The following is an 18,474-nucleotide window of genomic DNA, read 5'->3' on the forward strand; positions in this document are numbered from 1 at the left end:
CTCAGTTGTAATTAAAAAGCCTCGCATCTGCGAGGCTTTTTTTATCTCTACGTTCAGGTCGTTGCCTGCGAAGGCAGTGATGCCATTAACGCGGGGAGACGGTAACCTGGCGACCATTGCTTGCCAGTGCGACACGCTGGCCGGCGACGAAACGGGAGTTGCCCTGTTTCTGCACAACCATAATGCTGCTGCCATCGTCTTTACGAATTTCCAGCTCCACACCCTGTGATTTATTCATCGCACCCTGCACGCTCTGACCGGCTACGCCACCCGCCACAGCACCCGCCGCTGTTGCAAGAGAACGCCCGGCGCCACCGCCCACGGTGTTGCCCAGGAAGCCACCCAGAACTGCGCCACCCAAAGCGCCGACAACATTGCTGTCGTCACCGCCCTGGATCTGTACCTGACGAACGTTGACAATGGTGCCGTAAGTGACATTTTGTACTTGTTTGGCTTCTGAAGCGGAATAGACATCTCCGGAAAGAGTACTGTCATTAACACAACCCGCCAGAGTAAATCCAACCAGCGTAACTGCCAGTGCACGTAACATCATCTATGAATCTCCTGTTCACCAAAACATGCTCAGTTGAGCATCCGTCATGGTTAAATTATATGGCATTTAGTCACACCAGGTCACATCTTCTGCCAAAACATAGCAAAAATAATAACAATGATGGATTTAACCGGTCCTAAACAAGCCGATTATAAGCGTCTGCCGCTGTTTTTCCTTCAGTGAGCGCTGATTCGATTGTTAAAAAGTATTTGTAATCGATAGCTTTACAAAACACTTTATGATGGAGTGAGCGTCTAAAGCCCTGCAACGAGGAAGGCGTATGAAATCGGGTCGCTATATTGGCGTAATGTCGGGAACAAGCCTTGATGGTGTGGATGTTGTGCTTGCCGCTATTGATGACAAGATGGTCGCCCAACAGGCCAGTCTCACCTGGCCGATGCCGATAGCGCTGAAAGAGGCTGTTCTAAGCATCTGCCAGGGCCAACCACTCACCCTGTCGCAACTGGGCCAACTGGATACGCGTCTGGGCAAACTCTTTGCCGAAGCTGTCCTTGCTCTGATGGCGCAAGAACAACTCAGTGCAAAAGATATCGTGGCTATTGGTTGCCACGGTCAAACCATCTGGCATGAACCCACCGGCGATGCGCCTCATACGCTGCAAATTGGCGATAACAATCAAATCGCCGCGTTAACCGGTGTGACCGTGGTCGGGGATTTCCGCCGCCGCGATATTGCCCTTGGCGGGCAGGGAGCACCGCTGGTCCCGGCGTTTCATCATGCGTTACTGGCACATCCCATCGAGCGCCGGATAGTGCTGAACATCGGCGGCATCGCCAATATCTCGCTACTTTTCCCGGACAAGCCGGTCCGCGGTTATGACACCGGGCCAGGAAATATGCTGATGGATGCCTGGATTTGGCGTCAGCTTGGCAAGCCCTACGATAAAGACGCCCAGTGGGCGAGTGGTGGGAAAGTCGTCCTGCCGCTGCTGCAAAACATGCTCAGCGATCCCTATTTTGCTGCACCCGCGCCGAAAAGCACCGGACGTGAATATTTTAACTATGGCTGGCTTGAGCGTCAGTTGGCTATTTTCCCGGCGCTGGATCCGCGCGATGTCGAAACCACGCTGGTAGAACTGACGGCGGTGACGATTTCCGAACAGGTATTGTTGTGCGGCGGCTGCGAACGGTTGCTGGTCTGTGGCGGGGGGAGCCGTAATCCGTTGTTGATGGCGCGCCTTTCTGCGCTGCTGCCGGGTACTGAGGTCACCACGACGGATGAGGCGGGAATCAGCGGCGATGATATGGAAGCCCTGGCCTTTGCCTGGCTTGCCTGGCGTACGCTGGCCGGTTTACCCGGCAACTTACCTTCGGTAACGGGGGCATCGCAGGCCAGCGTGCTGGGGGCTATCTATCCGGCTAATCCGCGACAGAATCAGAGTTAACTGACTTTCACCCAGGCTGCGTACCGTTAGACTCCGGGGTTTACGGAGGACGTTATTCGCGTCCTCCATGACCAGGACAGTCTCGGGAAAACCTAATGAAAAGAGTGTTAATCGCCTGCCTGCCCGCGCTTCTCGCCGGGTGTAGTTACTACAACCAGTTTGTTGAGCGCATGAATACGGATACGCTTAACTATCAGTGTGACGAAAAGCCGCTTACGGTGAAATTGAACCATCCCCGCCAGGAAGTGAGCTTTATTTATGACAATACGCCGCTGATCCTCAAGCAAGGTCTGTCGGCGTCGGGGACACGCTACACTGACGGTATTTATGTTTTCTGGTCGAAGGGTGATGGCGCCACGGTCTACAAGCGCGATCGCATCGTACTGAATAACTGCCAGTTACAAAATCCGCGGCGTTGAGATTTTCGCAAGGGGGGGGCACAATAGCCCCACCTGATAATTCATCTTGCTAACGCCATGTCTGATAACGATCAATTGCAGCAAATCGCGCATTTGCGCCGTGAGTACACCAAAGGCGGCTTGCGCCGTGCCGATCTTCCCTCCGAACCGTTGCCGCTGTTTGAGCGCTGGCTTGGTCAGGCGTGTGAAGCCAAACTCGCCGACCCGACCGCGATGGTCGTTGCGACTGTTGATGAAACCGGTCAACCTTACCAGCGTATTGTGCTGCTCAAACACTATGACGAGAAAGGCCTGGTGTTTTATACCAACCTGGGCAGCCGCAAAGCCCACCAGATCGAGAAAAACCCGGCTATCAGCCTGCTGTTTCCGTGGCACATGCTGGAGCGCCAGGTCATGGTGATCGGTAAAGCTGAGCGCCTTTCTACCCTCGAAGTGGTGAAGTATTTCCACAGCCGTCCACGCGACAGCCAGATTGGCGCGTGGGTCTCGCAGCAATCCAGCCGGATCTCCGCGCGTGGCATTCTTGAAAGCAAATTCCTTGAACTCAAGCAGAAGTTCCAGCAGGGCGAAGTGCCGTTACCCAGCTTCTGGGGCGGCTATCGCGTCAGTATTGAGCAAATGGAGTTCTGGCAGGGAGGCGCGCATCGTCTCCACGACCGTTTTTTATACCAGCGTGAAAATGACGCATGGAAAATTGATCGCCTCGCGCCGTAAACCCTGAAAAATGTTGCGCTAAGCGCTGGTGCTCCTGCATCCGGCGCTTTATTCTATGTAACTTTCGCAACTGGCGAAAAGTCGTGTACCGGCAGAGGTGCAGTCGTTTTAAATGGAGAATTTGATGGCAAGCAGTAACTTGATTAAACAATTGCAAGAGCGCGGGCTGGTAGCCCAGGTGACGGACGAGGAAGCGTTAGCAGAGCGACTGGCGCAAGGCCCGATCGCGCTCTATTGCGGCTTCGACCCTACCGCCGACAGCTTGCATTTGGGGCATCTTGTTCCATTGTTATGCCTGAAACGCTTCCAGCAGGCCGGGCACAAACCTGTCGCGCTGGTGGGCGGCGCGACGGGGCTGATTGGCGACCCGAGTTTCAAAGCCGCTGAGCGTAAACTGAATACCGAAGACACGGTGCAGGAGTGGGTGGATAAAATCCGCAAACAGGTTGCGCCGTTCCTCGACTTCAACTGTGGTGAAAACGCGGCGATTGCGGCCAACAACTACGACTGGTTCGGCAATATGAACGTGCTGACTTTCCTGCGCGATATCGGCAAGCACTTCTCCGTTAACCAGATGATCAACAAAGAAGCGGTGAAACAGCGTCTGAACCGTGACGATCAGGGTATCTCGTTTACTGAGTTTTCCTACAACCTGCTGCAGGGTTACGACTTTGCCTGCCTGAACAAACTGCACGGTGTGGCGCTGCAGATTGGCGGTTCCGACCAGTGGGGGAACATCACCTCCGGTATCGATCTGACCCGTCGCCTGCACCAGAATCAGGTCTTTGGCCTGACCGTTCCGCTGATCACCAAAGCTGACGGCACGAAGTTCGGCAAAACCGAAGGTGGCGCAGTCTGGCTCGATCCGAAGAAAACCAGCCCGTACAAATTCTACCAGTTCTGGATCAATACCGCGGATGCTGACGTTTATCGCTTCCTGAAATTCTTCACCTTTATGGACATTGAAGAGATCAATGCTCTGGAAGAAGAAGACAAGAACAGCGGCAAAGCACCGCGTGCCCAGTATGTGCTGGCCGAGCAGGTGACCAAACTGGTTCATGGCGAAGAAGGGCTGGTGGCGGCAAAACGCATTACCGAAAGCCTTTTTAACGGCAACCTGAGCGATCTCAGCGAGGCGGATTTCGAGCAACTGGCGCAGGACGGTGTGCCGATGATCGAAATGGAGAAAGGCGCAGACCTGATGCAGGCGCTGGTAGACTCAGAGCTGCAGCCATCTCGTGGTCAGGCGCGTAAAACCATCGCCTCCAATGCGGTCACCATCAACGGTGAGAAACAGTCTGACCCGGAATATTTCTTCCAGGAAACGGACATTCTCTTCGGTCGTTATACGCTGCTACGTCGCGGTAAGAAGAACTACTGTCTGGTGTGCTGGAAATAATCGCCAGATACGCGAAACATGAAAAAGGAGTGGGAAACCACTCCTTTTTTTTATGGCAAAAGCGTGGAAGATTAAATCCCTTCTGCGGCCATAGCGGCGGCAACCGCCGGACGAGAGGCCACGCGTTGCATATAGTTGGCAATATTCCCGGCCTGCGGGAAGTTCAGTTTCACCGCTACCGCCCAGCGCAGTACCGTGAACAGGTATGCATCGGCAATGGAGAAGTTCTCGCCGTTAATCCACTGCTGGTCTGCCAGCGCCGCGTCAACATACTCCAGTTTCTTTTCCAGCAGAGCGCGAGCGGTCGGTTTGAACGCTTCCGGCGTATCCGGACGAAACAGGGGAGTAAACCCTTTATGCAGCTCAGTTGCCACGAAATTCAGCCACTCCAGCGTCTTGTAACGGCTCAGGAAACCTACCGGCGGCAGCAGGTCACTTTTCGGTGCGCTGTCAGCCACATACTGCATAATCGCCACGCCTTCGGTTAACAGGGTGTCGGCATTAATGGCCAGTGCCGGGATCTGTCCTTTCGGGTTGATAGCCAAAAAGTCATCACCATTTTCCAGGCATTTTTTTGCTAAATCCACGCGTGCCAGTTCAAACTCTTTACCTGCTTCACGCAGAACAATATGGGAAGCCAGTGAGCAGGCGCCTGGTTTATAAAACAGTTTCATTCTTCACTCCGGTGGTTGAATTCGGGCATAGGTTATTACCTGCGGGTATAAAAAAAAAGCCGTTAACGTGCGTTAACGGCTTTCTGCTGAAACTGTGCGCAGTCTTATGCTGTCGCGGTTTCCGACGCTTTCGCGGCTTTATCGCTATCATCACTCTGGGTCATGCGGTTCAGTTTCGGCGCGGCGAGGATCATCAGCGCGGCGATAACAGCAGTCACAATACCGATTTGCAGGAAGACGTGACCGTAGACATCCAGTGACATCAGTGGGTCGGTGACGTTTTCCGGGATAGCCATCTGGTTTGCGACGTAGCCTGCGATGATGTTCGCACCGGCGGTCGTCAGGAACCAGCTACCCATGATAAAGCCCATCAGACGCTGTGGAACGAGCTGTGCCACCATGGCGAGGCCCAGACCGGAAATCATCAGTTCACCGATACTCTGCAGCCCGTAGCTCGCAACCAGCCAGTTTACGGAGACGATACCGGCATCAGAGGCGAACTTCGCACCCAGCGGCAGGATCAGGAATGCACCTGAACACAGCACCATACCGATGGCAAACTTATACGGCATCGGCAGGGTATCGCCCATTTTGTTATAGATAGCAGCGAGGATCGGGCTACCAATAATAATCCAGAACGGGTTCAGCGCCTGGAACTGCTCCGGTTCGAACGTGATACCCAGCAGCGTATGTTCAACGTTACGAATGGCGAAGAAGTTCAGCGATGTCGGCATCTGGCTGTACAGGACGAAGAAGACAATGGCCTGCAGCATCAGAATGAAAGCGACGATCATTTTACGACGCGCCGCGCCCTGCAGAGCAAATGTCTCTTTTGCGAAAAGGCACACGATGCACAGCGCAACCACACCCAGCACCATACGTGCGATGCCCTGGTTATGCAGCAGCCATGTGGCGATGGTAATCAGGATAGCAACGCCTACGATGGTAGCCAGCAGGTAGCCCATACGAACCGGCTCGAAGTCAGGTTTAGAACCGTAGTTTTTGACCCAACGCTTGCAGAACGCGAAGTTCACGATGGTGATCAGCAGACCGACGACGCTCAGGGCAAACGCGGTGCTCCAGCCAAATTCTGCAGCCAGCCACGGGGTAGCCAGCATAGAGAAGAATGAACCGACGTTAACAGCCATGTAATACATGGTGAATGCACCGTCGAGACGCGGGTCATCTTTTGCGTAGCAGGTGGAGAGCAGGGAAGACGGGTTGGCTTTAAACAGACCATTACCGACGGCGATCGCCGCCATACCCATATACACGATACTGGCATCGTGACCAGACCATGCTACCAGTGCGTAACCGATGGCCAGCACAATGGCCCCCAGCATGATAACGCGCTTTGTCCCCAGAACTTTATCGCCCAGCCAGCCGCCAATAGCGACAAGACCGTAAACCAGCGCGCTAAAAGAGGAAAACAGGGTAATGGAGTCCGCTTCGGACATACCCAGTTGTTTAACCAGGTAGACAGCCATGATCCCCTGCAGACCATAGAAGCCGAAACGCTCCCACAGCTCGATGGAGAAGATCAAATAGAACGCTTTAGGTTGTTTGAAAGCGTTCAGACTCACACTTTCGGTTGGTTTGTTTGCAGTTGACACATAGACCTCTTTTTTACATCCCATATTAATGGGGTGATTCGAGACGCGATGCCCAGTATTCATCGCGCTTATAATTATTGCGGGAGGGAAAACGGCGGGTAATGTTCCTGATCCTGGGATTCGAGGCAAGGCTTTTGTAATGATCTGTTACATTTATCTTTAGCGATATTATAATCCAGCGGTGGAAATGTTATTCAGAGTTAAATTTTGCAAGGTAATTAATGGCAGTTTTTTTCACTAATGCAGGCCGGTAAAATTTGGTCAAAGGTGATATCTTCTGCTGTTAAGCGGTAATGGCAGTTTATCAGTCTGGTCTGATTATAATTAATGGTCTTATGTGTTGGTTTAAACCCTGCATGACACTCTCTGACCTTGTTTTCGTTCAGCTAAAGATCCTTTTTTTAACACGCTTGCATCAATGTGATAAAAATCACACATCTGTAGAATTTTTTTGTCATAAAAAAACATTGGCTCTGATTAAAAGCTAATAAGCAACAGATAATATGATAAAAATGCGAGTTATGCCGTATAAAGCGCGTTAACAAGAAAACATTACAGGTATGCATTTTTGCTTATAGCAAAGTATGAACAGCAGAACCCATTACTCACGCCTATTGCCTTGTTCATCAGAATGCAGTAGATCAATGTTTTCACGGATTTTTTCCTTTAAATGAGCAAGTCGATGACAGTGTTACGCGATACTGTCAAAGTCCTTCTTTCGTAACTCTTTGGAGTCATTTCATGAACGTGCATTCGTGGCTTAACGCACTACATATCATCGCGGCGATAATCTGGATTGGTGGAATTTTTGTCATGGCCACGGCTGCGGCCTGGTGTGCACAGGCGGTGGGCAAAAATGCGCCGACGGCGACAGCGCTGGCGGCATTTGTGCGCAACTGGAGTCGTAAAGTCACCACCCCGGCGATGATCGTGCTGTGGGTCATGGGGCTGGCGATGGTGCTGGCACACGGGCAGATGCCGCATCTGTGGCTGATTCTCAAACTGGTGCTGGTGGTGTTGCTGTCAGGTATTCACGGAATGTTGTCCGCAACCTTACGCCGCCTTGCTGGCGGTGAAATCACGAAGGTGCCGGGGATGGTGCCACGCGCCACGACCATCGTCATTGTGGCCGTGGCGGTCATCATTTTGCTGGTTGTCTTTAGACCGTTCTGAGTAAAGCGAATTCAGAGCTCGGTTTTGCTCTCGAATTCGCATAAATCTTCGATAATGCAGGAGCCGCAGCGTGGCTTACGGGCGATGCAGGTATAGCGGCCATGTAAAATCAGCCAGTGATGACAATCGACCTTAAATTCCGCCGGGACGACGCTCAGCAGCTTTTCTTCAACCTGCTCAACGTTTTTCCCCGGCGCGAAGTGGGTGCGGTTACAGACGCGAAAAATATGCGTATCAACAGCAATGGTCGGCCAGCCAAAGGCCGTATTCAGTACCACATTAGCCGTTTTCCGCCCGACACCCGGTAGCGCTTCCAGCGCCGCACGATCTTCGGGCACCTCGCCGCCGTGTTTTTCCACCAGAATACGGCAGGTCTTAATGACGTTTTCCGCTTTGGTATTAAACAGACCAATGGTCTTAATATAGGATTTGACGCCCTCGACACCCAGCTCCAGCATGGCGTGCGGGGTATTGGCAACCGGGTAGAGCAGGGCTGTTGCCTTGTTCACGCTGACGTCGGTTGCCTGCGCAGAAAGCAGGACCGCAATCAGCAGTTCAAAGGGTGAGTTGAAGTTAAGCTCTGTCGTCGGGTGCGGATTGGCATCCCGCAGGCGGGTGAGGATCTCCCGTCGCTTTGTTTTGTTCATCAGGCCTTCCCGGGCACCGTGTGGGCAGTTTCGTCGGCAACGGTCGCTGCGCGACGTTTCTTCGTTCTCTCGTCAATCAGATATTTAATAGCCAGCAGCATGCCAAGGCCGATAAATGCCCCCGGCGGCAGCATGGCCAGCAGGAAGGACGAGTCCGTATGGAACACTTCAATACGCAAAACTTTCGCCCAGTTGCCCAGCAAGCCATCCGCGCCGTCAAATAAGGTTCCGTTGCCGAGGATTTCACGAATCGACCCTAGTGTAAACATGGTGCAGGTTGCCCCCATGCCGATGGCAAAGCCATCAAGGGCAGACAAGCCCGGGCTTTTTTTGGCAGCAAACGCCTCCGCGCGCCCCACCACGATACAGTTGGTGACGATCAGCGGAATAAAGATACCGAGCGACTGATACAAACCATAGGCATAGGCGTTAATCAACATCTGGACGATGCTCACCACGGAGGCGATGATCATTACGTAAATAGGAATTCGGATTTCAGACGGCGTCCAGTGACGTACCAGTGAAATCGTAAAATTGGTCAGCGTCAGCACAAGCGTAGTGGCAAGGCCAAGGCCCAGCGCATTGGTCGCGGTGGAGGTCACCGCCAACAGCGGGCACATACCTAATAACTGAACCAGCGCGGAGTTATTCTTCCACAACCCCTGGACAATAATGTCTTTAATTTCGCTCATGGTTACTCTCCACAGGTCGGTAAACTGGAAAGTTGCGCGGGCAGCGTCGGCGCGTACAATCCGGCGCGTTTCACCGCATTGACCACCGCTCGCGGGGTGATGGTCGCTCCTGTGAACTGATCAAAATCGCCGCCGTCTTTCTTCACTGCCCAGTGCGGGTCATTGGCCCCTGCGATTTTCTTGCCCGTGAAATGGGTGATCCAGTCAGAAATACGCAACTCTATTTTATCGCCCAACCCCGGCGTTTCGTGATGCTCGGTCACGCGGGTGCCAAGAATGGTACCGTTAAAATCGGCGCCTACCAGCAGTTGAATAACGCCGGAATAGCCGTCGGGTGCCGTCGCTTCAATGACCGCAGCGACCGGCGTATCGTCTCTACGGGCTATATAGACTTTATGTTTGCCTTTCCCCAGCGCCGGGTCATCGACCAGATAACAGCTCTCCTGCAAGGCGTTATTATAGATGTCGCCAGGCAATACCTGACCAAACAATGCCTTTTGCTGCTGCACCGCCTGGTCGGCAATGGTCGATTTGGTCAACTGGTGAATTGCTGCTGTCATTCCGGTTGAGGCCGCCGCGAACAGCGTCAACGTCATGCCGTATTTACGCATGGTATCTAGCATGGCGACTCCTTAACGATGGCCGTACACGCGTGGGCGCGTGAAGTAATCAATTAATGGCACGGTAATGTTTGCCAGCAGCACGGCGAAGGCCACGCCGTCCGGATAACCGCCAAAACTACGGATAAGCCAGACCAGTAATCCCGCAAGGGCGCCGAAAATCAGGCGGCCTTTATTGGTTGTCGAGGCGGTAACCGGGTCGGTCAGAATAAAAAACGCGCCCAACATAGTGGCACCCGAGAGCAGATGCAGTTGCGGCGACGCCAGACTTTGTGGTGAGAAAATCCAGCCCAGCGTTGAACAGACAGTCAGCGAAACCAGGAAGGCTACCGGGATATGCCAGCGAATGGTTTTCTGCCACAGCAGGAAGATACCGCCCAGCAGATACCCCAGATTGACCCACTGCCAGCCTGCACCCGCCAGCACGCCGCTGTAAATGGCCGATTTGAGGATCTCATCGACCGGATGCCCGGCATGAAGCGATGTTTTAAAGGTATCCAGGGGTGTTGCCTGGCTGATGCCATCAATCCCCATCCGCAGGCTATCCATCGTATGGCCGGTGGCTGCATGCCCAGTGAAGATGATTTGTACGGCATCCATCAGGCCTGGAACCGTTTTGGCTATCTCAAAAGGCGGTAACCAACTGGTCATCTGCACCGGGAAGGAGATCAGCAGGACCACATAGCCGATCATTGCCGGGTTAAATGGGTTATGCCCAAGGCCGCCATAGAGTTGCTTAGCAATGATAACCGCGAACACCGTGCCCAGCACCACCATCCACCAGGGGGTAAAGGGCGGAACGCTGACCGCCAACAGTAAACCGGTCAACAGGGCAGAGTTATCCCCGAGGATGGCCCCGATTTGTTGTTTACGCAGCCGTAATACCAGCGCTTCTGCCGCCAGCGCACTCCCGCAGGCAAGGATAATCTGCAACAACGTTCCCCAGCCGAAGAACCAAAGTTGTGCTGCAATACCGGGCAGAGTCGCAAGCACGACCAGCAGCATAATGCGCGATGTCTGGCGCTGATTATGGGTATAAGGGGAACTGGCAATTCTGAAAACCATTTAATCCTCGTTAACTGCTTGCTGTGCGGCTTTTTTTGCCTGAACCCGGGCGATAGCTGCCGCTACGGCCGCCTTTCGGGGATCGTCATTGGCGGCAGGGGCTGGTGCGGCCTGCTGCTGCAATTTTTTGGCTTTTGCACGCGCGATGGCAGCTTCGACGGCTGCCTTACGCGGATCGACAGGTTCAGCGGCAACGGGGGCCGGGGTTTCCACCGGCACGACGACGTCGCTGGCGCCTTGCTGTTGTAATTTTTTGGCTTTTGCCCGGGCGATAGCGGCTTCAATGGCTGCCTTGCGCGGATCGACAGGTTCAGCGGCGACGGGGGCCGGGGCTTCCACGGGCACGACGACGTCACTGGCCGCTTGCTGCTGCAATTTTTTGGCTTTTGCCCGTGCGATAGCGGCTTCGACGGCTGCCTTGCGCGGGTCGACAGGTTCAGCGGCGAAGGGAGCCGCTTGCGTGTCTGTGGCTCCGGCTTTACGGGCTTTAGCGCGTGCAATCGCCGCTTCGACGGCAGCTTTACGCGGATCGACAGCTTCGCTGGCGATAGCGTTACTTTCCGGCACATCTTGTTGTTGCGCTTTTTCTGCCTGACGTGCGCGCGCCTGCGCCTTACGCGCCTCGCGGGCGGCAATCACCTCGCTATTATCCGGTACGCTTCCGGCCTGAACCACGATGGGTTGCGCGCTGGTGGCCTGTTTTTCACGCACGCGGGCGAGGGCTGCGTCAATTGCCTGCTGATCTTTTGCGGCAGGCTGGACAGCGGCTTTTTTGTGGCGTTCAGCGCGAGCGGCTTTTTCCCGCTCCAGGCGTGCCTGACGCGCCTCAAAGCGCGCTTTAGCTTCGGCGTTGCGCTTTTCTTCCTGCGCAATGGCGTAAATCTCGGCTTTTTCCTGACGAAAATACTGGACCAGCGGGATATTACTTGGGCAGACCCACGCGCAGGCACCGCACTCAATGCAATCGGACAAATTGTGCGCAGTGGCTTTGTCATGCTGCTGGCCTTTACTGAACCAGTAAAGCTGCTGCGGCAGCAGATCCGCCGGGCAGGCATCGGCACAGGCGCTACAGCGAATACAGCCTTTCTCTTCCTGCTGCTCACCCATTTCACTGGCCGAGGGCGCCAACAGGCAGTTGGTAATTTTCACCACCGGAACATCAAGCCAGGGCAGGGTAAAGCCCATCAGTGGCCCACCCATAATGACCAGTTGTTCAGCGGAGGGACAAAAACCGGCATGTTCCAGCAAGTGACGCACCGGTGTCCCCAGACGTGCCCAGACGTTTCCTGGTTTGCTGACGCTCTCCCCGGTCAGTGTTACCACACGTTCGGTGAGAGGTTCGCCGTCGATAATGGCGCGCTTAATGGCATAAGCGGTGCCGACGTTTTGCATCAGCACACCAATATCAGATGAACGACCACCGTGCGGAACCTGCTTGCCGGTCAGAATCTGTGTCAGTTGTTTTGCACCGCCGGACGGGTATTTGGTCGGGATGACGCGTAGCTGGATGTCATGCGAACCCGCCAGCACCGCACGCAGCATGGAAATGGCCTGCGGTTTGTTATCTTCAATACCGATCAGCACCTGGCGCGGTTGCAGAATATGCATCAGGATGCGCACACCTTCGACTATCTGTGCGGCGCAGTCCTGCATCAGGCGGTCATCAGCGGTGATATAGGGTTCGCACTCGGCGGCATTGATAATCAAGGTCTCGATAAGATCGCCGCCACTTTTCAGCTTCGCGCCGGTCGGGAAACCCGCACCGCCCAGCCCGGCAACGCCAAACTGGTGTATACGCTCAATCAGCGCGTCGCGATCGCGAGAGCGATAATCGCTCCAGCCGTCACGTTCAATCCAGCGATCTTCTCCGTCAGCCTCAATAATGACGCTCAGTTCGGGCAGGGCAGAGGGATGCGCGGTAGAGTGGGGGGCAATGGCGACAATATTACCGGAGGTTGGCGCGTGGACTGGCAACATCCGCCCGCGCCCACGGGTCAGTGGTTGACCACGTAGCACGCTGTCGCCCACGTTGACGCACAGTTCACCCTCAGCGCCGATATGCTGTTTTAACGGTATAACAAATCGCGTCGCCAGCGGAAGCTGGCGCAGCGGTGTACCACTGGACTGTGTTTTCATTTCCGGCGGATGGATACCGCCGTGGAAATCCCACAGTTTGTCTTTGCGAAAAGCAGAAAATAACTTAAGCATGTTGTTCCACGGGAATGATGCGCACGGGAATGGCCTGCAGGTCCCATTTCCAACTGGCGGTGGTCGTCTCCACCGGACGCAGTTCAATACACTGCGTCGGGCAGGGATCCACACAGAGGTTACAGCCGGTACAGAGATCACTCATTACCGTGTGCATGGCGCGGGTCGCGCCGACAATGGCGTCGACCGGACAGGCCTGAATACATTTGGTGCAGCCGATGCAGTTCGCTTCATCAATAATGGCGAGCATGCGTACCGGTTCGGGCACGACGACGTCACCGTCGATAGGCTGCGGCTCCACATTTAACATTTCGGCGATTTTCAGCATCACCGCTTCACCGCCGGGTGCGCAGCGGTTAATTTTCTCGCCCTGCAGGCCAACGGCCTCGGCATAAGGGCGGCACCCAGGGTAACCGCACTGCCCACACTGGCTCTGCGGCAAGAGATCGTCAATTTTCTCAACGACGGGATCGTCTTCCACCGCGAAACGACGCGAGGCATATCCCAGTACGACACCAAACAACAACCCGAGCACGCTCAGGGCCGCGATGGCAATCCAGATTGCATTCATTACAACTTCACCAGACCACTAAAGCCCATAAAGGCCAGAGACATCAAACCGGCGGTAATGAGGGCAATCGCATTACCGCGAAACGGTGCGGGCACATCGGCGACGACAAGACGTTCACGGATGGCGGCAAACAGCACCATGACCAGAGAAAACCCGACGGCAGCGGAAAAACCGTACAGCGCGGATTGCAGGAAATTATGCCCGAGATTGATATTCAGCAATGGCACGCCCAGCACCGCACAGTTAGTGGTGATAAGCGGCAGAAAAATCCCCAGCAGGCGATACAGCGCCGGGCTGGTTTTGCGCACCACCATTTCGGTGAACTGCACCACCACGGCAATAACCAGGATAAACGCCAGCGTACGCAGATAGATGAGATCCAGCGGAATGAGCAGCCAGGTATCGATTACCCACGCGCAGATAGACGCCAGCGTAATAACGAACGTTGTAGCAAGCCCCATGCCCATCGCGGCTTCGAGCTTTTTCGAAACCCCCATGAACGGGCAAAGGCCAAGAAATTTCACCAGTACGAAATTATTGACCAGAACGGTTCCGATAAATAGCAGCAGATAGTCTGTCATTATTTGGCCTGAAATAAAAAAAGCCGCCTATTATCGGTCAAACAGCACCGGGCGACAACAGGATAACTGTAAGGTTATTACGGGTTCACAAAGGTCGCTTTGACCCGCTGCGATCGCTTGAAATAGGGCACGATCAGCGCGGCGGCGAGTAATGCCGACAAAAGCCCGCGTACCGCCACATCGTCAGAAACAGGGGAGAAGGCAAAAGCTTTTAGCGCCAGCAGCACGCTAATCAGTAACCAGATAATCATATGTTTCAGGACGCTACGGCGGCGTTTAAAAAAGGCGATAATCAGCCATAGCGTGTAATACCAGACGCCTGCCGCCAGGGCAAAAGAGGCAAACCAGGTCAACAGTTCCGCCAGGGGCCGTACACCGATAGCGGCAATGACTAGCGGAACCTGAGTTTTAGCGACATCCAGGAGACGTAACGTCTGGCCTAATAACGCGACCAGCAACCAGGCTAAAGGCGCAAGCAGCCAGCCGCCGATTCTTTCTGCAGGTGTCGTTATCATGCTTGTTCCTCACAGGCGGTCACTGATTTATCGGCCGAGGAGTATAAAGCATTATGCGCCAGATGCCAGTGGCGTTATTGCACGTAATGCCACACGGACTTTGGTACACGGCCTATATCGAACAGGCGGCCACCGGAAACCAGCTCAGCCCGGCGATGATCCGCGGCGCGATACATGTTAATGATTTCTTCGTTGTCGGTCAGTGTGTAGTTAAGGTGATCGAACAATTTTTCCAGACTTTCAAGTGAGCTGATTTTGCGGAATTTTAATAAATAATCCTGAACGGTCATTTTAAGCGTTATCCATGTTATAAAAAGGCATTAATACATTCGCGGGTAATTCGTTCGAATAATAGTCGGGCTTATCAGGACGTAAATTGTCTCTGAATGTATCGCCATGAAATTAGGAATTTTCTTTAAGGTTAAATGGATGCCAGAACGGCATCCGTCAAGAAGATTAGCGCTCTTCGCCACGCCTGGCAATACGCAACGCAGTACCATAATTAGGTATACCCGCGTTCGCTTCGCATTTTATTTTTTCTGCGCGACGATACTCTGTTCCGGCGGCTGGTAATTATCGATATGACTGGCGAACACCAGAAGAACGGTCGAAACACCCAATACAACCCAGCCTGTTAATTCAATAATCCGATTGATGATAGTGGCCATAACTCTACAACTCCCTCAGGTCTGATTTGGGATGTTACCTGGGCGAACAGCGGACGACAAGGGACCGACGCCTGTTTTTGGAAAATTCCGTATCATTAAAGTAATTGCATGAGGAACCCTCTTTTCACGGTTAAATTCCTTAAGCGCTTATGTCGCTGTTGTCCCTGAAAGAGAGATGGTGTGAAATACACGTTCCAATAACGAGAGGCCGCTTTATGAATGACAATATCCGTGTCGGACTAATTGGTTACGGCTATGCCAGTAAAACCTTTCATGCGCCGTTGATTGACGGCACGCCGGGAATGGAGCTGGCGGCAATCTCCAGTAGCGATGAGTCGAAAGTGAAGGCGGACTGGCCGGCAGTGTCGGTCGTATCAGAACCGAAACATCTATTTAATGATCCGAAAATTGACTTAATCGTCATCCCCACGCCTAACGACACCCATTTTCCGCTCGCCAAAGCCGCGCTGGAAGCGGGCAAGCATGTCGTCGTGGATAAACCCTTCACCGTGACGTTGTCACAAGCAAGGGAGCTGGATGCGCTGGCGAAAAGCTGTGGCCGCGTGCTGTCTGTGTTTCATAACCGGCGCTGGGATAGTGACTTCCTGACGCTGAAAGCCTTGCTGGCCGACGGTGCGTTAGGCGAGGTGACCTTTTTCGAATCACACTTTGACCGTTATCGCCCGGAAATTCGTAACCGCTGGCGTGAACAGGCAGGTCCGGGAAGCGGTATCTGGTACGATCTGGCCCCGCATTTACTGGATCAGGCCGTCAATCTGTTTGGTCTGCCTGTCTCGCTGACGGTGGATCTGGCGCAACTGCGTCCAGGCGCACAGGCGACAGATTATTTCCATGCGGTGCTCTCTTACCCGCAGCGCAGAGTTATTCTGCATGGCACGATGCTGGCCGCGGCGGAATCAGCGCGTTATATCGTGCACGGTACCCGTGGTAGCTACGTGAAGTTTGGCCTCGATCCGCAGGAAGAGCGCCTGAAATCGGGCGCAAAACTGCCGCAGGAAGACTGGGGATACGATATGCGCGACGGGGTCTTAACCCGAGTCAATGGCGATGCCCGTATTGAAGAAACCTGGCTCACGGTGCCGGGTAACTATCCGGCCTATTATGCGGCTATTCGTGACGCGTTAAACGGTGCGGGAGAAAACCTGGTTCCGGCAAGCCAGGCCATTCAGATAATGGAACTTATTGAATTGGGTATTGAGTCGGCAAAACATCGCTCAACGCTCAATCTGACCTGAATAAAAAAGCCGCTCAAATGAGCGGCTTTTTTTTACCCCTGTAACACCTTTTCTTTGAGAGCCTGTTTCTCATCCGTAGAGAGAAACGCGATTTCCAGGCCGTTGATTTGCGCCTGGCGAATCTGTTCGCGGCTCAGCCCGGCGGCTGGGGCGGCAACCTGATACTCATGACCAATCTCCACACCCTGCACGGCTGGATCGTCCGTGTTAATCGAGGCCAGCACGCCATGCTCCAGGAAGGTTTTCAGCGGATGTCGTGCCAGTGACGGCACGGTGCTGGTCTGGATATTGGACGTCAGGCAGGATTCGATACCGATACGTTGTTCGGCCAGAAATGCCATCAGTGCCGGATCTTCAATCGCTTTGACCCCGTGACCAATACGCTCTGCGCCCAGCTCGCGAATCGCCTGCCAGATGCTTTCCGGGCCAGCCGCTTCGCCCGCATGCACGGTGATATGCCAGCCTGCGTCGCGCGCACGGTTAAAGTGGGGCAGGAACAGACTACCGGGAAAGCCCAGCTCATCACCCGCCAGATCCAGCGCTGTGATGCTCTCACGATGAGCCAGCAATGCTTCAAGCTCCTGTAAACACGCGGCTTCGCCAAAAGTACGGCTCATGATGCCAATCAGGCGTGCCTCGACACCGAACGCCTGGCTGCCTTCGCGCACGCCAGCAATAACCGCTTCAACCACGCCAGCGACAGGCAGATTGTGCGTCATCGCCATGTAGCCAGGGGAGAAACGCAGCTCAACGTAATGCAGACCCTGGCGCGCGGCGTCTTCCATATTCTCATAAGCCACGCGACGGCAGGCATCAAGGGAGGCCAGCACTTTTACGCCCCAGTCCAGCTTCGCAAGGAAACTCACCAGATCGGGTTCGTTGGCGGTAACCTGCACGTGTGGCAGCAATGTTTCAAGCGTTTGCGCGGGAAGGGGAAGATTAAACTCACGGCCAAGATCGAGAATGGTTTGTGCCCGAATGTTGCCGTCCAGGTGGCGATGAATATCAGTTAATGGCAAGTTGGTATCAATCATGGTCGCACTCTTATTTTAAGTAAAGTGCGATACATTATACCACATGTCAGCAGCGCATTAGCATTAGTGGTAATAGATTGAATTTATGATGAAGTTTTACGCGTGAAAACGTCAGAATGGCCGTGGACTGTTGGCACTCTTTTTTACCTCCCCCTGCAACGATTACAGGGGGAGTCATGACGTTATATTTCTATCCATTCAGCAGACTAACGAACAACAAGCACCGGGCATTTTGCGTGGCGGACCACCGCTGCGGCATTTGAACCTAACAAATAGGTGGTCATATCTGGCCGGTGTGAAGCAATGATGATGAGATCCGCTTGAATGGTATCCGCGAGTTTGAGGATCTGATCCTTAGGCGTCCCGGTAACAGCATGCGTCTGCACTTTTTCCATTGGAATTTTAAATGCTTTGACGATTTCATTCAGCCGCGATAACGCCTCTTCTTGCAGGTCTTTTAATTTTGGTAATGCTGCTGAATATGCCAGTCCCAGCGTTGAATAATAAGGATGAGAAGGGATAACCGTCAAAAAATGGACTTTCGCAATATTAATAACGGCGTGTGCCTGAACATACGGGATGACTTGTCGGGTCAGTTCGCTTTCGGAAATGTCGATGGGTACTAATATGGAGCGATACATATAGACCTCCTGTATGAATTCATACA

The 18,474-nt window shown here is 53.8% G+C and carries 21 protein-coding genes; 6 read left to right on the plus strand and 15 right to left on the minus strand.

Features of this window, described 5'->3' with window-relative positions; all coding sequences use genetic code 11:
- Positions 1-85: 85 nt before the first annotated feature.
- Positions 86-553 carry an outer membrane lipoprotein SlyB gene (gene slyB / locus MRY16398_RS12160; RefSeq protein WP_041851549.1) on the minus strand — a complete coding sequence of 156 codons (468 nt, stop codon included), beginning with the start codon at positions 551-553 and terminating at the stop codon, positions 86-88.
- Between the two features lie 280 nt (positions 554-833).
- Here slyB and anmK point away from each other — a divergent pair, with 280 nt between their 5' ends.
- The 4 genes from anmK to tyrS all read left to right on the plus strand — a co-directional run bounded on the left by anmK (position 834) and on the right by tyrS (position 4,490).
- Positions 834-1,958, plus strand: a complete 1,125-nt coding sequence (gene anmK, locus MRY16398_RS12165) for an anhydro-N-acetylmuramic acid kinase (protein WP_041851548.1) — start codon at positions 834-836, stop codon at positions 1,956-1,958.
- 95 nt (positions 1,959-2,053) lie between these two features.
- Positions 2,054-2,377, plus strand: a complete 324-nt coding sequence (gene mliC, locus MRY16398_RS12170) for a C-type lysozyme inhibitor (protein WP_079498085.1) — start codon at positions 2,054-2,056, stop codon at positions 2,375-2,377.
- A gap of 57 nt (positions 2,378-2,434) precedes the next feature.
- Entirely contained in the window at positions 2,435-3,091 is a 657-nt protein-coding gene (pdxH, locus tag MRY16398_RS12175) for a pyridoxamine 5'-phosphate oxidase (protein ID WP_041851546.1), read from the plus strand.
- Positions 3,092-3,215: 124 nt separating this feature from the next.
- On the plus strand, positions 3,216-4,490 hold the full coding sequence (gene tyrS, locus MRY16398_RS12180) for a tyrosine--tRNA ligase (RefSeq protein WP_041851545.1): 1,275 nt from the start codon (positions 3,216-3,218) through the stop codon (positions 4,488-4,490).
- 71 nt (positions 4,491-4,561) lie between these two features.
- Here tyrS and gstA read toward each other — a convergent pair whose 3' ends face one another.
- The gene (gstA, locus tag MRY16398_RS12185; RefSeq protein WP_041851544.1) at positions 4,562-5,164 is read right to left on the minus strand and encodes a glutathione transferase GstA; all 603 of its coding nucleotides are present in this window, start codon (positions 5,162-5,164) and stop codon (positions 4,562-4,564) included.
- Positions 5,165-5,268: 104 nt separating this feature from the next.
- Complete coding sequence (gene dtpA, locus MRY16398_RS12190) at positions 5,269-6,777, minus strand: dipeptide/tripeptide permease DtpA (RefSeq protein WP_041851543.1); 1,509 nt, start codon at positions 6,775-6,777, stop codon at positions 5,269-5,271.
- Positions 6,778-7,518: 741 nt separating this feature from the next.
- On the opposite strand from dtpA, the gene MRY16398_RS12195 reads away from it, so the two are divergent.
- Positions 7,519-7,950: a CopD family protein gene (locus MRY16398_RS12195; protein WP_041851542.1), complete on the plus strand. Its 432-nt coding sequence runs from the start codon at positions 7,519-7,521 to the stop codon at positions 7,948-7,950.
- An 11-nt stretch (positions 7,951-7,961) separates the two neighbouring features.
- Here MRY16398_RS12195 and nth read toward each other — a convergent pair whose 3' ends face one another.
- The 10 genes from nth to blr form a co-directional block, all read right to left on the minus strand.
- Positions 7,962-8,597: an endonuclease III gene (gene nth / locus MRY16398_RS12200; protein ID WP_041851541.1), complete on the minus strand. Its 636-nt coding sequence runs from the start codon at positions 8,595-8,597 to the stop codon at positions 7,962-7,964.
- Positions 8,597-9,289 carry an electron transport complex subunit E gene (locus MRY16398_RS12205; RefSeq protein WP_041851540.1) on the minus strand — a complete coding sequence of 231 codons (693 nt, stop codon included), beginning with the start codon at positions 9,287-9,289 and terminating at the stop codon, positions 8,597-8,599. The genes nth and MRY16398_RS12205 overlap by 1 nt, the downstream gene beginning before the upstream one ends.
- 2 nt (positions 9,290-9,291) lie before the next feature.
- Positions 9,292-9,912, minus strand: a complete 621-nt coding sequence (rsxG, locus tag MRY16398_RS12210) for an electron transport complex subunit RsxG (RefSeq protein ID WP_041851539.1) — start codon at positions 9,910-9,912, stop codon at positions 9,292-9,294.
- Positions 9,913-9,921: 9 nt separating this feature from the next.
- On the minus strand, positions 9,922-10,974 hold the full coding sequence (gene rsxD / locus MRY16398_RS12215; RefSeq protein WP_125124442.1) for an electron transport complex subunit RsxD: 1,053 nt from the start codon (positions 10,972-10,974) through the stop codon (positions 9,922-9,924).
- On the minus strand, positions 10,975-13,182 hold the full coding sequence (gene rsxC, locus MRY16398_RS12220) for an electron transport complex subunit RsxC (protein ID WP_125124443.1): 2,208 nt from the start codon (positions 13,180-13,182) through the stop codon (positions 10,975-10,977).
- Complete coding sequence (rsxB, locus tag MRY16398_RS12225) at positions 13,175-13,753, minus strand: electron transport complex subunit RsxB (RefSeq protein WP_041851536.1); 579 nt, start codon at positions 13,751-13,753, stop codon at positions 13,175-13,177. The genes rsxC and rsxB overlap by 8 nt, the downstream gene beginning before the upstream one ends.
- Positions 13,753-14,334: an electron transport complex subunit RsxA gene (gene rsxA / locus MRY16398_RS12230; protein WP_079498076.1), complete on the minus strand. Its 582-nt coding sequence runs from the start codon at positions 14,332-14,334 to the stop codon at positions 13,753-13,755. The genes rsxB and rsxA overlap by 1 nt, the downstream gene beginning before the upstream one ends.
- A gap of 77 nt (positions 14,335-14,411) precedes the next feature.
- Positions 14,412-14,849, minus strand: a complete 438-nt coding sequence (locus MRY16398_RS12235) for a DUF2569 domain-containing protein (protein WP_041851534.1) — start codon at positions 14,847-14,849, stop codon at positions 14,412-14,414.
- Positions 14,850-14,923: 74 nt separating this feature from the next.
- On the minus strand, positions 14,924-15,139 hold the full coding sequence (gene ydgT / locus MRY16398_RS12240; RefSeq protein WP_041851533.1) for a transcription modulator YdgT: 216 nt from the start codon (positions 15,137-15,139) through the stop codon (positions 14,924-14,926).
- A 240-nt stretch (positions 15,140-15,379) separates the two neighbouring features.
- Positions 15,380-15,517, minus strand: a complete 138-nt coding sequence (gene blr, locus MRY16398_RS12245) for a division septum protein Blr (RefSeq protein ID WP_041851532.1) — start codon at positions 15,515-15,517, stop codon at positions 15,380-15,382.
- Between the two features lie 215 nt (positions 15,518-15,732).
- Between blr and MRY16398_RS12250 the strand changes: the two genes are divergently transcribed.
- Positions 15,733-16,773, plus strand: a complete 1,041-nt coding sequence (locus tag MRY16398_RS12250) for an oxidoreductase (protein WP_172600644.1) — start codon at positions 15,733-15,735, stop codon at positions 16,771-16,773.
- Between the two features lie 32 nt (positions 16,774-16,805).
- Here the strand turns inward: MRY16398_RS12250 and add are convergent, their stop codons facing one another.
- Both add and uspF read right to left on the minus strand, forming a co-directional pair.
- Complete coding sequence (add, locus tag MRY16398_RS12255) at positions 16,806-17,807, minus strand: adenosine deaminase (protein WP_125124445.1); 1,002 nt, start codon at positions 17,805-17,807, stop codon at positions 16,806-16,808.
- A gap of 206 nt (positions 17,808-18,013) precedes the next feature.
- Positions 18,014-18,448: a universal stress protein UspF gene (uspF, locus tag MRY16398_RS12260; RefSeq protein ID WP_041851529.1), complete on the minus strand. Its 435-nt coding sequence runs from the start codon at positions 18,446-18,448 to the stop codon at positions 18,014-18,016.
- Positions 18,449-18,474 lie beyond the last annotated feature (26 nt).

The sequence above is a fragment of the Phytobacter sp. MRY16-398 genome (assembly GCF_003925915.1).
GTDB classification, from domain to species: Bacteria; Pseudomonadota; Gammaproteobacteria; order Enterobacterales; family Enterobacteriaceae; genus Phytobacter; species Phytobacter diazotrophicus.